This is a genomic window from Streptomyces sp. NPDC056347, from assembly GCF_042262625.1.
Classification (GTDB): domain Bacteria; phylum Actinomycetota; class Actinomycetes; order Streptomycetales; family Streptomycetaceae; genus Streptomyces.
This window is the reverse complement of record NZ_JBHJQP010000007.1, coordinates 29941-43971: the sequence shown is the minus strand read 5'-3', so window position 1 is coordinate 43971 and position 14031 is coordinate 29941. Positions and strand designations below refer to the sequence as shown.

Annotated in this window: 12 protein-coding genes; 4 read left to right on the top strand and 8 right to left on the bottom strand. The window is 73.9% G+C overall.

Annotation, left to right across the window (positions count from 1 at the left end; all coding sequences use genetic code 11):
• Positions 1 to 76: 76 nt before the first annotated feature.
• The 5 genes from ACFCV8_RS03365 to ACFCV8_RS03345 form a co-directional block, all read right to left on the bottom strand.
• A complete protein-coding gene (locus ACFCV8_RS03365) occupies positions 77 to 667 on the bottom strand; it encodes a hypothetical protein (protein ID WP_376683594.1) in 591 nt (196 codons plus the stop codon).
• Between the two features lie 43 nt (positions 668 to 710).
• The gene (locus ACFCV8_RS03360; protein ID WP_376683554.1) at positions 711 to 2402 is read right to left on the bottom strand and encodes a substrate-binding domain-containing protein; all 1692 of its coding nucleotides are present in this window, start codon (positions 2400 to 2402) and stop codon (positions 711 to 713) included.
• A 29-nt stretch (positions 2403 to 2431) separates the two neighbouring features.
• The gene (locus ACFCV8_RS03355) at positions 2432 to 3535 is read right to left on the bottom strand and encodes a hypothetical protein (protein ID WP_376683553.1); all 1104 of its coding nucleotides are present in this window, start codon (positions 3533 to 3535) and stop codon (positions 2432 to 2434) included.
• Between the two features lie 273 nt (positions 3536 to 3808).
• Positions 3809 to 4207 (bottom strand): hypothetical protein, encoded by a 399-nt coding sequence (locus tag ACFCV8_RS03350; RefSeq protein ID WP_376683552.1) that lies wholly within the window; start codon positions 4205 to 4207, stop codon positions 3809 to 3811.
• A 119-nt stretch (positions 4208 to 4326) separates the two neighbouring features.
• Positions 4327 to 5538: a pyridoxal phosphate-dependent aminotransferase gene (locus tag ACFCV8_RS03345; protein WP_376683551.1), complete on the bottom strand. Its 1212-nt coding sequence runs from the start codon at positions 5536 to 5538 to the stop codon at positions 4327 to 4329.
• A gap of 615 nt (positions 5539 to 6153) precedes the next feature.
• Between ACFCV8_RS03345 and ACFCV8_RS03340 the strand changes: the two genes are divergently transcribed.
• Positions 6154 to 7017: a serine protease gene (locus tag ACFCV8_RS03340; protein ID WP_376683550.1), complete on the top strand. Its 864-nt coding sequence runs from the start codon at positions 6154 to 6156 to the stop codon at positions 7015 to 7017.
• 86 nt (positions 7018 to 7103) lie between these two features.
• On the opposite strand, the gene ACFCV8_RS03335 is transcribed toward ACFCV8_RS03340, so the two are convergent.
• Positions 7104 to 7919 (bottom strand): TetR/AcrR family transcriptional regulator, encoded by an 816-nt coding sequence (locus ACFCV8_RS03335; protein WP_376683549.1) that lies wholly within the window; start codon positions 7917 to 7919, stop codon positions 7104 to 7106.
• 95 nt (positions 7920 to 8014) lie between these two features.
• On the opposite strand from ACFCV8_RS03335, the gene ACFCV8_RS03330 reads away from it, so the two are divergent.
• Positions 8015 to 8875: a siderophore-interacting protein gene (locus ACFCV8_RS03330; RefSeq protein WP_376683548.1), complete on the top strand. Its 861-nt coding sequence runs from the start codon at positions 8015 to 8017 to the stop codon at positions 8873 to 8875.
• A 7-nt stretch (positions 8876 to 8882) separates the two neighbouring features.
• Here the strand turns inward: ACFCV8_RS03330 and ACFCV8_RS03325 are convergent, their stop codons facing one another.
• A complete protein-coding gene (locus tag ACFCV8_RS03325) occupies positions 8883 to 10511 on the bottom strand; it encodes an amidohydrolase family protein (RefSeq protein ID WP_376683547.1) in 1629 nt (542 codons plus the stop codon).
• A 39-nt stretch (positions 10512 to 10550) separates the two neighbouring features.
• Positions 10551 to 11813: an alanine racemase gene (locus ACFCV8_RS03320; protein WP_376683593.1), complete on the bottom strand. Its 1263-nt coding sequence runs from the start codon at positions 11811 to 11813 to the stop codon at positions 10551 to 10553.
• Between the two features lie 413 nt (positions 11814 to 12226).
• Between ACFCV8_RS03320 and ACFCV8_RS03315 the strand changes: the two genes are divergently transcribed.
• Positions 12227 to 13270 (top strand): sugar kinase, encoded by a 1044-nt coding sequence (locus ACFCV8_RS03315; RefSeq protein ID WP_376683546.1) that lies wholly within the window; start codon positions 12227 to 12229, stop codon positions 13268 to 13270.
• Positions 13267 to 14025 (top strand): IclR family transcriptional regulator, encoded by a 759-nt coding sequence (locus tag ACFCV8_RS03310; RefSeq protein WP_376683545.1) that lies wholly within the window; start codon positions 13267 to 13269, stop codon positions 14023 to 14025. The genes ACFCV8_RS03315 and ACFCV8_RS03310 overlap by 4 nt, the downstream gene beginning before the upstream one ends.
• The last annotated feature ends 6 nt before the right edge of the window (positions 14026 to 14031 follow it).

Here is a 14031-nt window from a genome sequence, read left to right as displayed (position 1 = left end):
GACAAGCCCGCCGCGGTACGACGGCCCCCGGAATCCCCTCACGATTCCGGGGGCCGCTCCCTTTCCGGGCCCCGCACTACCCGTTTCGGCCCCGGTCCTCCAGGTGGCGGGTGTGGGTCTGCTGCCGCCGGGCCTCGGCCTCGCGCAGCCCGGCGGCCAGCGCCGCCGCCTCGCGGTGCAGCAGGGCCAGCTGCTGTTCCAACTGCCGTTCGGGCGGCTCCGCGCCGGGCGCGATCCGGGTCCACCAGCGGGTCCGTACGAAGGTGTCGACCGCCTCCGGGACGTCCTGGTGCACGGCGCGGGACAGGACGTGGACGCCCTCCGGGTCGGTGGCCAGGGCCATGGCCACCCAGCCGGGAGCCAGGAGCCCGCCGAGCAGCTCCATCAGCTCGGTGAGCCGGCCGGAGGCGGCGGGCGGCAGCTCCACCGCGTCCAGGTAGTCCCGCAGCGTCCCGAAGTCCTCCCGCACCGCCTCCAGCCGCGACGACGCGTCCGCGAACTCCGGCGCCGGCGGGCGCTCGGGCGGGGCGATCAGCGCGCCCGCCGCGTAGAGCCCGGCGACCACCGCGGGCCAGTACGTCCCGGCGAGCCCGGTGAAGGTCAGGGCGAGCCCCGCCAGCCCGCCGGCGCTCCCGGCGATGTTCTTCCGCGACTCCAGATACGCCAGCGCCCGGCCCGCGACCCCGCCGCCCGGCGCTCCCGGCCCGCTCCTACTGGTACCCACGGATCTCCTCGAAGGCGCCGTCCAGCGAACCCGGCCCCCGCTCCTTCGTCGCGTCGAAGAGGCGGCCGCCGGTCAGGGCGGCGATCCGGTCCAGCTCGGCCCGGTCCGAGTCGCCGAAGACGACCGGGAAGACCGGGGTGGCCCGGCGCGCCCCGGGCAGCGCGCGGTAGTAGGAGGTGAAGTCGCGGGCGGTGTCGCCGCTGGTGTTCTCGCCGTCCGTCATCAGCACGATCGAGGTGAAAGCGGACTCGGAGTCCGCGCCGATCCGCTCGTACGCAGACTTCAGGCTGGAGTAGATCGCCGTCTCGCCCCCGGCGCTCAGCGCGGCGGTGTCCGCCCGGAGCGCCGCCGGGCCGCGGCGCGGGTCGGCCGGGTCGACGGTGTGGGTGCGGACCTGTTTCACCGACGAGCCGAACGGCAGCAGGGTGACCTCCTCGCGTTCCCGGAAGTCCTCGGTCAGCCCGGTGAGCGCCGCCTTCAGCGCCGCCAGCCGGTCCCCGGCCATCGACCCGGAGGTGTCCAGCACGTACACGGTGCGCGAGGGGCGGCGCAGCTTGTTCTCGTACGCGTGCAGCAGCCCGTCCGCGACGGACCGGGTGCCGGGGAAGGGGAGTTCGCGGCGGGCGTCGGCGGCGAGCGGCGGCGCGGGCCGCACCGAGGGCACGACCGGGCGGCGGAAGGTGTCCCGGGTCAGCTTCCGCTGGACGCCGGGGGTGCGGAGGTACGTGGTCAGTGCCCGGACCGCGTCCTTGGCCCCGGGGGTGGCGGCGGTGAGCGCGCTGAGCGGGTAGTCGGCCGTCACCACCCCGTCGCGGGGGCGGATCACGGTCAGCCCGGTGTGGCTGTCGCGGTTCAGCGAGAGCAGCACCGACTCGTAGTTGATCAGCGCGTCGACGGTGCCGCGCCGGGCGTACGCGGTGGCCAGCCAGCCCGAGGAGCCGGAGGTCAGCCGCTGCCCGGCGAAGAACTCCCTCAGCTTCCCGCTCGCCCCGCGCACATCGGCGTCGGTCAGCGCGGACTGGGCGCCCGAGAGCCCGGAGGCCACCGAGACCAGCGCGGAGAAACCGGAGTTGGAGCGGGCCGGGTCGGTCATCCCGTACGTGAGACGGCCCTCGGCGACCGCCCGGTGCACCTGCGACCAGGTCACCTCCGAGGGCCGCCAGCCCAGCCGCTGCACGGTCGCCGGGCGGACCCCGAGGGCGACCGGCGACGTCATCAGCGGGGTCTCCGAGGTGATGTGCGCCGCGGCGTCCGGATGCAGCCGCAGATAGTCGTTGGAGGAGAGCCAGACCGCGTCGTACGCCCGGTCCGCCGTGCCGGAGCCGAGCTGCTCGACGGCGTCGAGGGTGCCTGTCCAGGTGGGCCGCACGGTGATCCCGGTCGCCTTCCGGGCCTCCTCCAGCAGGGGCTTCAGGTCGGCGAGTTCGCTGGAGGCCAGGATGCGCAGGGTGCCGGGCCGCGGTCCGCCGGCGTCCTGGCCCGGGCCGCCCGAGGCTCCGGCGGAGCCGGTGCCGCCGCCCGGACCCGTGCAGGCGGCCAGGGGGACGAGTACGGCGACGGACAGTGCGGCCAGGAGCGGGCGCAGTGCCCGGCGGCGCGGTCCTCCGGGCCGTCTCCTGGGGCGGCCGGCGGTCGTCCGGGGCCACCCGGGGGCGAGCGGCCGGGGCTCTTCGGTCATGGCTGGGGTCTCCCGGGAGGCGTGGGGTGTCAGCCGCGGGTCCGCCGGGCCATCGCGCGCAGCACCGTCGCGGTGGGCACGGGAGCCTGGCGGACCCCGGTCAGTTTCTGGTCGATGTAGTCGGTGTGGCCGGCGGTGGCGGCGGTGAACTCGGCGGCCGCGCCCTGCGGGCGGAAGCCGTGGCGTACGGCGAGCTCGCGCAGCCTCGGGTCGATGGACAGGAGCTCGCCCAGCCTGCGGCCCTCGGCGGTCAGCGGTACGAGGGTGTGGTCGCTGGACACCGTGGTGTCGGGATACAGGAGGACCAGGTCGCCGGCATCCTGACGCTGCATCAGCAACGAGGCGACCTGGGACTCGTACACCAGCACCAGGGGGTTGCCGACCCCGCTGATGAAGTCCCGGAACGGGGCGTCGCTGCTGGTCTGCTGGGCGCCCTGGACCTGGATCAGCTTCCTCAGGAGCGGGGCGGTGCGGTCGATCGCGGCGCCGTCGGCGGCGACCCGGCCGCCGTCGGCCACGTAGGACGCGGCGGCGAGGTAGAGGGCGCCGGAGTTGGACGAGACGGGGTCGGTGCTGGTGATGAACACCGTGCCGGTCAGCTCGGCGTGCCTGCCGGACCCCTTGAGCTGCTGCCAGGTCCGGTCGTCGCGGGCGGCCCGGAGGTAGGGGCCCATCAGCAGCTTTCCGCTGGTGCGGCCGTTCAGCGCGGCGAGGCCGTTGGCGGCCAGGACCTGGGCGGCGGCCCGGTGCGCGACGACGACCAGCGGGGAGTAGAAGGGCCGCAGCGGTCCGCCGGTGACGGCCGAGCGGCGCTGGAGGTCGTCGGCCGGGGCCTTGGAGCCGGGGAAGGCGAAGTCGTACCCCTTGAGGGAGAGCCGGTCCATCGCCCAGGACCCGGAGGTCTCCGCCTTGACGACGATTCCCCGGTCGGCGAGGGCCTTCGCCACGTCGGGATCGGCGAAGAACTCGGCCTTCTCCGAACCGATGACTCCACGCACGGTCCTCGTTGCCGTGCCCGGGTCCTTGCTGTCGCGGCCCGCTGCGACGGCTATGGCCACTCCGCCGATCAGCAGCACCGCCAGAACGATTCCCACGATGCGTCTCACAGCCGCAGCCTGCTCGCGGAAACCCACATTCCGGGCCGCTTCGGGTGGACGGGAGGTGAAGCGCTGATCCCAGTACGCAACGGCGGCGGAACGGGGGCGCGAACGCCCGCTCCCGAGCTACGGGCGATCCGTACTCATATCCCGTACTACGGGTGCGCCCGCCCGCGCGATGCGGGTGCGCGCACCCGCGTCATGGGTGCGCCCGCGTCATGGGTGCGCCCGCTCGCGCGCCCTCGTGGCACGGGGCGGAAGTGGATGGCGCCCGGTCCGCGCGCCTGGACGTCGCGGGGACCGGGGCCGTCAGTGGGCGCCGACCAGCGGGGTCGGCGCGGGTGCGGCGAGCGCCGCCGCGTGGGCGTCCATCCGCTCGGCCGCGAGGATCGCCGCGGCCGTGTCGGCGCGCGACGCGGCGACCACCAGCGCGCGGCCCGCCAGGGCGTGGGCGCGGTGGTGAAGGGCGGACGCGGGGGCGTCGGTCCGGCCGGCGTGCCGGGCGGGCGGTGCGCCACGCAGCCGGGCGACCTGCGCGGCGATGCGGTCGCCCGCCACGCCGAGGCCCAGTTCGTCGGTGACCGCGAGGAGCGCGGCCAGGTGCCCGGCGAGCTGGATGTCCAGCTCTTCCTCCCGGGAACGGCCCGGGAAGTCGTCGGCGTGGTCAACCGGTGTGTGGACCGATTTGGTGCGGATCGGTTCGTACATGGATGGCCTCCTGGTGTTGCAGTGCGACCATCCTACATTGGAATTAGTCTAAAGTTGTCTGCGATCGAAGATCTTTTCGGTCGGGAAGACTTTCCCTGGAGGACTTCCGGGGAAGTTGCCTAGGGCTGGCCGTATCCGTCCAGGAAGTGCCCGATCCGGGTCATCGCGTCGGTCAGGTCCTCGGTCGTGGGCAGGGTCACCACCCGGAAATGATCGGGTTCCGGCCAGTTGAAGCCGGTGCCGTGCACGACCATGATCTTCTCGGCCCGCAGCAGGTCGAGCACCATCTGCCGGTCGTCCTTGACCGGGTAGACCTTGGGGTCCAGGCGCGGGAAGAGGTACAGCGCCCCCTTCGGCTTCACGCAGGTCACGCCCGGGATCGCGGTCAGCACGTCGTACGCGGCGTCCCGCTGCTCCAGGATGCGTCCGCCCGGCAGCACCAGGTCGTCGATCGACTGCCGGCCGCCCAGCGCGGTGGCCACGGCGTGCTGCGAGGGCATGTTGGCGCAGAGCCGCATGTTGGCGAGGATCGTCAGCCCCTCGATGTACGAGGCGGCGTGGGCCTTGGGGCCGCAGACCGCCAGCCAGCCCGAGCGGTAGCCGGCCACCCGGTAGTTCTTGGAGAGCCCGTTGAAGGTGAGCACCAGCAGATCGGGGGCGAGCGCGGCGGTCGGGGTGTGGGTCGCGCCGTCGTACAGGATGCGGTCGTAGATCTCGTCGGAGCAGACCACCAGGTTGTGGCGGCGGGCGATCTCCGTCAGCCCGCGCAGCATCTCCTCGTCGTACACCGCGCCGGTCGGGTTGTTCGGGTTGATGATCACCAGGGCCTTGGTGCGGTCGGTGATCCGCCGCTCGATGTCGGCGAGGTCCGGCATCCAGTCGGCCTGCTCGTCGCAGCGGTAGTGCACCGCCGTGCCGCCGGCCAGCGACACGGACGCCGTCCACAGCGGATAGTCCGGGGCGGGTACGAGCACCTCGTCGCCGTCGTCGAGCAGCGCCTGCATCGACATCTGGATCAGCTCGGAGACGCCGTTGCCCAGGTAGACGTCCTCGACGTCGAGATCGATGCCCTTGGTCTCGTAGTGCTGCACCACCGCCCGCCGCGCGGACGGCAGCCCCTTCGCGTCGCCGTAGCCGTGCGCCCCGGAGAGGTTGCGCAGGATGTCCTCGAGGATCTCGGGCGGGCACTCGAAACCGAACGCGGCGGGGTTGCCGGTGTTCAGCTTGAGGATGCGATGACCGGCCGCTTCCAGCCGCATCGCCTCCTCCAGCACCGGGCCCCGGATTTCGTAGCAGACATTGGCGAGCTTCGTGGACTGGTTGACCTGCATGTCCGGGAGCTTACGGCCGCCCCGCGCCCGTCGCCGGGGCTTTCGTCCCCAAACGCCCCGCCCGGCCGCCCGGCCGGTCCGGCGCCGTCTTCCATCGCCATGCGCCCGCCGTCCCGCGCCGTGGGAACGCCGGGCGGGAGCGCCGCCACGGCTTCGAATGCACCGGAACGCGGCCGTGGCGGAGCCGGACGGGTGAGATGCGCCACGGGGCGGTCGTCCGGGGCGGGGGTGCGCCGGAGCGCGGCGCGTAACGCGGGGGCTCGCCGCCGAGTTGGCCGCCGCGTGAGCGGTCCGTACGGCTTCGCACGTCATGAACCGGTGACCGCGACGCCGGGGGGAGCGGGGTGCGATGGCTGGACTTCGAGGCCGCCGGACGGTGTGCGCGGGGGCGGCGGGCGGGGCCGCCCGGTCCGGCGTGACGGTGCCGTGCGGGGCCGGATCCGGCTGATGGCACGTCACGCCGGGCGGCCGGCGGGCGGGATCGTCCGGACGGCTTGAAACCGACCCTTGTTGGGGGGTCCCCTCATACGCAAACATGCGCATGTCAAATCCGAGCAAGACTTCGGTGGGCGGGGCCGTCGGGCTTCTGCCCAGGTCACTTGAGGGGACCCCCACATGAAGAAGCCTCTCGTCGGTGCGCTGTTCTCCGTGCTGCTCCTCGGGGCGGGTGTCGCACCCGCCACCGCCGCGACCGTCCCGGCCGGCGACGCGGCCGCGCCGCCCGTCGCGGTGAAGGCCAAGGCCAAGGCGGTCAACTTCGCCGGGACCGTGGCGCTGAGCAACTGTTCCGGCTCCGTCGTCCGCACGCCCACCTCGCAGCCGGGCGACCCCGCGCTGGTGCTCTCCAACGGGCACTGCATGGAGACCGGTTTCCCCGGGCCCGGCGAGGTCGTCCGCGACCAGCCGTCCACCCGCAGCTTCACCCTGCTGAACGCCTCGGGCAGCGGCGTCGGCACCCTGCGCGCCAGCAAGATCGCGTACGGGACGATGACCGACACCGACATCTCGGTCTACCAGCTCACCAAGACCTACGCCCAGATCGAGAGCACCTACGGCATCAAGGCGCTGGAGCTCAACGCCTCGCACCCGGTCCAGGGCACCGCGATCACGGTCGTCTCCGGCTACTGGAAGCGCACGTACGCCTGCAACATCGACGGCTTCGTCTACCGGGTCAAGGAAGGCTCGTGGACCTGGAAGGACTCGGTCCGCTACACCTCCGCCTGCCAGACCATAGGCGGCACGTCCGGCTCGCCGGTGATCGACAACGCGACCGGCAAGGTCGTCGCCGTCAACAACACCGGCAACGAGGACGGACAGCGGTGCACGGACAACAACCCGTGCGAGGTCGACGAGAGCGGCAACGTGACGGTGCGCCAGGGCATCAACTACGCCCAGGAGACGTACGGCATCGTGCCGTGCATCGGCCCCGGCAACCAGTTCGACCTGAACCGCGCCGGGTGCGCCCTGCCCAAGCCGTGACCGTGTGACCCTCTTCGCCGCCGCGATGCCCGCCGTGCCGCCGGGTGTCGCGGCGGCGGCGTGCCGCCCGGCCCTTCCCGCGGCCCTCAGCCCTCCGCCGTACGGGCGACCGCCGCCGCGATCCCGTCGAGCAGCACCCCGAGCCCGGCCTCGAAGGTCGCCCGCGCCTCCCGCTCCAGGTACGGCACCGACTCCTCGCCCGGCGTGAACTCCCCGGGCGCGCTCTCGCCCTCCAGCGCGGCCAGGCTCGGGTAGCGCCCCGCGAAATCGGGCGCCACCTCGGCCAGCAGCGCCGAGCGCGCGAACCACCACTGCTCGTCCGGCTCGCCCGTCGCCGCCGCGGCCTGCCGGGCCTCGGCGACCGTGCCCGCGCAGCCGCGTACGAAGTGGGACAGCGTGCCGATCAGCCGCCGCAGCTGACGGGCGTCCAGTCCGGTCGCCCGCAGCAGGCGCACCAGGGTGTCCATCCCCGCGTACTCGTGCGGGCCGAGCACCGGACGGGCCTGGGAGACCTGGAGCACCCAGGGGTGGCGGAGGTGGAACTCCAGCCCGTCGCGCGCCCAGGCGGTCAGCCCGGCCCGCCAGTCGCCGTCTTCCGGGTAGTCCGCGGGCAGTTCGGCGTGGACCTGGTCGTACATCAGGTCCAGCAGCTCGCTCTTGCCGGGGACGTAGGTGTAGAGCGCCATCGCCGTGCGGCCGAGCCGCTCGCCCACCGCGCGCATCGACAGCGCGGCCATCCCCTCCGCGTCCGCGAGCGCGATCGCGGCCGTCACGATCGCGTCCACGCTCAGCCCCGGCCTCGGGCCGGGACCGGGGCGGCGCGCGGGCTGCTCCGGCTGCCCGGCGCGCCACAGCAGGGACATCGAGCGGCGGGCGTCGCCCTGTCCGGCAAAGACCACCACTTGCGACTCCTTACGCCGTAAAGTAACTTCTCCCGAGCAATTCCTTACGCCGTAAAGTATCAGTCGGACGGGTCATCGGAGAGGTGGGGGCCGCTATGGGGCAGGCGTTGGCCGTGTCGTACGTACGGGTCGTCGGGGTCGAGCGGGTCACCCCGCGGACGGCGCGTGTCGCCTTCGTGGGGGACGCGCTGGCGCAGGTGTTGGAGGACCGGCCCGACCAGCAGATGAAGCTCTGTTTCCCGAGGCCGGGCCAGGCGCTGCCCCGGCTGCCGGAGCCGGACGCCGACGACACGTACGGCATGCGGTGGTACGAGGCGTACCTGGCGATCCCCGAGGCCGAGCGCCCGCTGATGCGGAGCTTCACCGTGCGCGGCCACGACCGGGCGGCCGGGGTGATGACGGTCGACTTCGTGCTCCACGGCGACGACGGGCCCGCCGCCCGCTTCGGCCGGGAGGCGCGCGTGGGTGATGTGCTCGGCATGGTGGGGCCCTCGTCGCTGTACGCCCGCCCGCTGCCCGCCGCCGACTGGCTGCTGCTGGCCGGCGACGAGGCGGCGCTGCCCGCGCTGGCCACCCTCCTGGAGTCCCTGCCCGCCGGGACGCGTGCGCTCGTACGGGCCGAGGTCGCCGACGCGGCGGAGGAGCGCCCGCTGCCCTCGGCGGCGGAGGTGGTCGTGCACTGGGTGCACCGGGACCGCGGCGGGTCGCTGCTGGACGCGGTGCGGGCGGCCCGGCTTCCCGAGGGGGCCGGGGCCGCGTGGCTGGCCGGTGAGGCGGGCACCGTGCGGGCCCTGCGCCGCCACCTGGTCGAGGAGCGCGGGATGGATCGCGGGGCCGTGGAGTTCACCGGCTACTGGCGCCGCAGCCTCACCCAGGACGACGCCCCGACCGCGGAGGACCTGGCCTGGGCGAAGGAGCAGGCGAAGGAGCAGGCGGGCGAGCAGGCGGGGGAGTAGCCGCGGCTCAGCGGGTCCCCGTCGAGCGGACGGCGCGGCCCGCCAGGACCTGGGTGCGGCGGCCGTCCTCGATCACGAAGCGGCCGTCGATCAGGACGTGCGGGATGCCCGTCGGCCCGGTGCGCGGCGCCTCGAAGGTGGAGCCCGCGGCCACCGTCAGCGGGTCGAGCAGGACGAGGTCGGCGCGGTGCCCCTCGCGGACGTGCCCCCGGTCGGCCAGACGCAGCCGCCGCGCCGGGCGCGAGGTCAGGTGGGCGACGCACTCCTCCAGCGAGAGGATGCCCAACTCCCTTACGTACCGGCCGAGATAGTGCGGGAAGGTGCCGTACGCGCGGGGGTGCGGCCGGTCGCCCTGGAGGATGCCGTCGCTGCCGCCGGTGTGCACCCGGTGGCGCATGATGCGGCGTACGTTCTCCTCGTGGCCCACGTGCTGGAGGATCGTGGGGCCGAGCCGGTCCTCGACCAGCAGGCGGCGCGCGGTCGTCCAGGGCGTCTCGCCGCGCAGCCGGGCGGACTCGGCCACGGTGCGCCCGACGTGGCCGGCGAGGCGGGGCGTGCCCACCCCCGAGATCTCGATGGTGTCCCACTCGATCGGCACCCCGTGGCAGCCGTCCGAACCGAGCTCCTCCAGATGGTGGCGGATGCGCTCCGCCGTGGCGTCGTCGGCGAGGCGGTCCAGCACCGCCCCGGGGCCGCCCTCGCTCGCCCAGCTCGGCAGCATGGCGAAGAGCGTGGTGCTGCCGGGGGTGTACGGGTAGGTGTCCAGGGAGATGTCGGCGCCCGCGTCGAGCGCCTCGTCGAGCAGGGCGAGCAGTTCGGGGGCCCGGCCCTTGTTGACGCCGAAGTTCATGGTGGCGTGGGCGAGGTGGAGCGGGCAGCCCGCCTCCCGGGTGAGCCGCACCATCTCCGCGTACGCGTCGAGCGCCCCCGCCCCGTAGGAACGGTGGTGCGGGCAGTAGTAGCCGCCGTGCGCGGCCACCACCCGGCACAGCGCGGTGAGTTCGGAGTCGTCCGCGTACATGCCGGGGGTGTAGGTGAGGCCGGAGGACATGCCTACCGCGCCCTCCCTCATGCCCTGCGCGACCAGCTCCCGCATCCGGTCCAGTTCGGCGGGGGTGACGGGGCGGTCCTCCCAGCCCGTCGCGTACATCCGGACGGTGCCCTGCGGGATCAGGTAGGCGGCGTTGACGGCGATGCCCCGCCCGCCGAAGTTGCGGTCCAGCCGGTCCAGGTACTCGCCGACGGTGCGCCAGTCGAAGTCGATGCTCGTGTCCTCGGGCGCACCGCCGTTCCAGCCGCTGATGGCGCGGCGGACCTCGGCGAGTGTCCGGTCGTCGACCGGGGCGTACGACAGTCCGTCCTGGCCGAGCACTTCGAGGGTGACGCCCTGCGCGGCCTTGGCGCTGTGGTCGGGGTCGCGCAGCAGCGCGAGGTCGCTGTGCGCGTGCATGTCGATGAAGCCGGGCGTCAGGGCCAGCCCATCGGCGTCCAGCACCCGGCGGCCCGAGGGGCGGGGACCCGCCGCGCCCTCCGGCCGGATCTCGGCGATCCGGCCGCCCCTGATGCCCACGTCGGCGCGGTAGCCGGGGGTGCCGGTGCCGTCGACGACGTACGCGTTGCGGATGACCAGGTCCATGGGGGGCGCCTTTCGTGCGGGGGGAGCGGGACGCCGGGATCAGAAGAAGGTGCGGACGTAGTCCGTGACCGTTCCGTCCTCGGTGACCAGCGGGATCAGCTGCCACTTGTCGAAGACGGTGCACGGGTGGGAGAGGCCCAGCCCCACCCAGTCGCCCACCTCCAGCTCCGCGTCCGGTCCGGTGCGCAGCCAGATGTGCTGGTCGGAGAGGCGGTCGACCGTGATGTCCGTCGCGGGGCGGACCTCGCCGTCCCGGCCGGAGCGCACCACCTGGGCCTCGGGGAGGTCGAGGTCGTACGCCGCGTCCCGCTTGCCCGCGTTGAGGAAGGCCTGGTCGGCGGTCGGGCGGGAGACGACCTGCGCCCACAGCCGGAACGCCGGCCGCAGGGAGCCCTCCTCCGGGACCCGGTTGAACGGGGTGAGGTGGCGGTAGTGCCCGTCGTCGTGCGAGACGTACGCCCCCGAGCGCAGCAGCTTCAGTACGGGCGCGGAGAGCTCCGGGATCCCGGCGAACACCTCCGCCACCGCGTCGAACCAGGCGCTGCCGCCCGCGCTGACCACGATCGGCTCGCCGGGCGTGAAGCGGCCCGCCCGGTCGAAGGCGGCGGCCAGCGCGACGAGCCGGCGCAGCCAGTCGCGTACCCGCTCGGCGGTGGCGTCCGGGACCTCGCCCTCGTAACCGGCCACGCCCACCAGCCGCAGCGTCCCGGCCGCCGCCACCGCGTCGGCCACCTCCGCGCACTCCGCCTCCGTACGCGCCCCGGTGCGGGCGCCCTCGCCCGCGCCCAGCTCCACGACGACGTCCACCGGCCGGGAGGCGCCCGCCGCGCGCAGCGCCGTGTCCATCAGCTCGACGCCGCGCACCGAGTCGACGTAGCAGACGAAGCGGAACTCCGGGTCGGCGTCCAGCTCCCCGGCGAGCCAGCGCAGCGCGGCGGCGTCCACCAGCTCGTTGGCGAGGAAGATCCGCCGGATGCCGAACGCCCGGTAGACCCGGGCCTGGTGCGGGACGGCCGCGGTGATGCCCCAGGCGCCGTGCTCCAGCTGGCGGGCGAAGAGCTGCGGGGACATGGACGTCTTGCCGTGCGGGGCGAAGGCCAGGCCGTGGTGCTCGGTGTACGTGCGCAGCAGGGCGAGGTTGTGCTCGACCGACTCGGCGGACAGGGCGAGCACCGGGGTGGTGAATCCGCCGGTGTGGAGGTTGCGCCGCTGGGCGGCGAGGGCCCCGACGGTCAGGCCGGCCGCGTCGGGCGGCAGCGCCTTGAAACGGTGGTCGACCACTTCGCCGTCGAGAGCCGTCAGGGCCTGTTCGGCGGCCTGTTCGGCGGCCCGTGCGGAGGGCTGTTCGGCGGACTGCGCGACGGACTGCGCGACGGGCTGCTGGGCGACCTGTTCGGCGGACTGCTGGGCGGCCAAGGGGACCCTCCTCGGGAACTCGTCCGTTGCATATTACGCAACGATCATTGCGTGCAGTGCTCACGGGTGTCTAGCACTCGGGCCGGCACCCGGTCAATGGTGGACGCCGGCGCCCGGAACGACCCCTCGGCCGCGCCCGTACGGCCCGTGCCGGTTCCGTCTCTTTGTTGCGTCATGTGCAACGATCGTTGCGTATGACGCTCGACAGTGTCTACGATCCGAGCCGACGCCCGAGGTCCACGGCGTACGCCCGTGCCGTGTCCCGGACCACTGTCCGCCGCACCTCTGAGGAGCCCCGCGTGTCCGGAACCCCGGCCAGGACGGCAGCCGTCGACGTCGTGTGCCTCGGCGAGTCCATGGTGACGTTCCTGCCGTCGCGGCCCGGACGCCTCGCCGACGTCCCCTCCTTCGACCGGGGCATAGGCGGCGCCGAGTCCAACGTGGCCTGCGCGCTGGCCGCCGCCGGGCACCGGACGGCCTGGGTCGGCCGGGTCGGGGCGGACGGCTTCGGCGACCACCTCGTCGGGGCGATCGCGGGCTACGGGGTCGACACCTCCGGGGTGCGCCGCGACCCCTCCCGGCCCACCGGGATCTACTTCCGCACCGCCACCGACCGGGCCACCGACGCACACGAGGTCGCCTACTACCGGGCCGGCTCCGCCGCCTCCGCGATGTCCCCGGACACCGTCCCCCGCGAGACGCTGCCCACGGCCCGGGTGCTCCACCTGTCCGGGATCACCGCCGCGCTCTCCGCCGACTGCCGGGCCCTGCTCCACCACCTGACCGAGCCCCGCCCCGGCCGCCCGGCGCTCTCCTTCGACGTCAACCACCGCCCCGGCCTGTGGCGCGGCACCGACGCCTCCCCCCGGGTCCTCCTCGACCTGGCCCGCCGCGCCGACCTGGTCTTCGTCGGCGAGGACGAGGCGCAGGAGGCATGGGGGGTGAGCGGCACGGAGGCGGTACGGGCGGCGCTGCCGGAGCCGTCCGTCCTGGTCGTGAAGCGCGGCGCGGACGGCGTGACGGTCTTCGCGGGATCCGGGCCCGGCACCGACACCGTCACCACCGTCCCCGCCCTCCGCGTCGACGTCGTCGCCCCCGTCGGCGCGGGCGACGCCTTCGCGGCCGGCTTCCTCTCCGCCACCCTGCGCGGCCTCCCGGTGCGCGACCGCGCCCGCCACGGCCACCTGATGGCCGCCGCCGTCCTCACCGTCCCCGGCGACCTCACCGAACCCCCCGCCCGCGCGCACGCCGACGCCCTTGCCGCACTCGACGACACGGCCTGGGGGAGACTTCGTCTCGGCCCCGGCTGGACGGGGGACGACCAGGAGGTACGTACGACATGAGCCAGACCGTCGACCGGGCGCTGAGCATCCTGCCCCTGCTGGCCCAGGGGCCCGCCGACCTCGGCCGGGTCGCCGAGCGGCTCGGCGTCCACAAGTCCACCGCGCTGCGCCTGCTCCGTACGCTCCACGAGCACGGCCTGGTCCACCGCCAGCAGGACCAGCGCTACCGCCTCGGCGCCCGCCTCTTCGCCCTCGCCCAGGAAGCCGTCGAGAACCTCGACGTGCGGGAGATCGCCCACCCCTACCTCGCCGAGCTCAACGGGAACTGCGGCCACACCGTGCACCTCGCGGTCTACGAGGAGCAGGAGGTGCTCTACATCGACAAGGTGGAGAGCCGCTACCCGGTCAGGATGTACTCCCGGATCGGCAAGCCCGTCGCGATCACCGTCGCCGCCGTCGCGAAACTGCTCCTCGCCGACCTTCCCGAGGCCGAGCGGCGCACCGTCGCCGAGCAGCTCGACTACCCCATGTACACGTCCCGTTCGACCCCGAACGCCGGTGCGTTCCTCAAGGAACTGGCCGTCGTCCGCGAACAGGGCTGGGCCACCGACCTCGGTGGCCACGAGGAGTCCATCAACTGTGTCGCCGCCCCCGTCCGGGGCGCGGACGGGCGGGTCGTCGCCGCGATGTCGGTCTCCGCGCCCAACGTCGTCGTCACGGCCGAGGAACTCCTCACCCTGCTCCCCCTGGTGCGCCGCACCGCCGAGTCCATCAGCCGGGAGTACTCCGGCACCACCCGACCCGAGAAGGCCTGAACTGCC

What these genes read in the sequence shown, in the direction of transcription:
- ACFCV8_RS03330 (WP_376683548.1), top strand. Translation starts at nt 8,015, where the DNA reads ATGGGGCAGGCGTTGGCCGTGTCGTACGTACGGGTCGTCGGGGTCGAG.
- ACFCV8_RS03350 (WP_376683552.1), bottom strand. Translation starts at nt 4,207, where the DNA reads ATGTACGAACCGATCCGCACCAAATCGGTCCACACACCGGTTGACCAC.
- ACFCV8_RS03340 (WP_376683550.1), top strand. Translation starts at nt 6,154, where the DNA reads ATGAAGAAGCCTCTCGTCGGTGCGCTGTTCTCCGTGCTGCTCCTCGGG.
- ACFCV8_RS03360 (WP_376683554.1), bottom strand. Translation starts at nt 2,402, where the DNA reads ATGACCGAAGAGCCCCGGCCGCTCGCCCCCGGGTGGCCCCGGACGACC.
- ACFCV8_RS03345 (WP_376683551.1), bottom strand. Translation starts at nt 5,538, where the DNA reads ATGCAGGTCAACCAGTCCACGAAGCTCGCCAATGTCTGCTACGAAATC.
- ACFCV8_RS03325 (WP_376683547.1), bottom strand. Translation starts at nt 10,511, where the DNA reads ATGGACCTGGTCATCCGCAACGCGTACGTCGTCGACGGCACCGGCACC.
- ACFCV8_RS03310 (WP_376683545.1), top strand. Translation starts at nt 13,267, where the DNA reads ATGAGCCAGACCGTCGACCGGGCGCTGAGCATCCTGCCCCTGCTGGCC.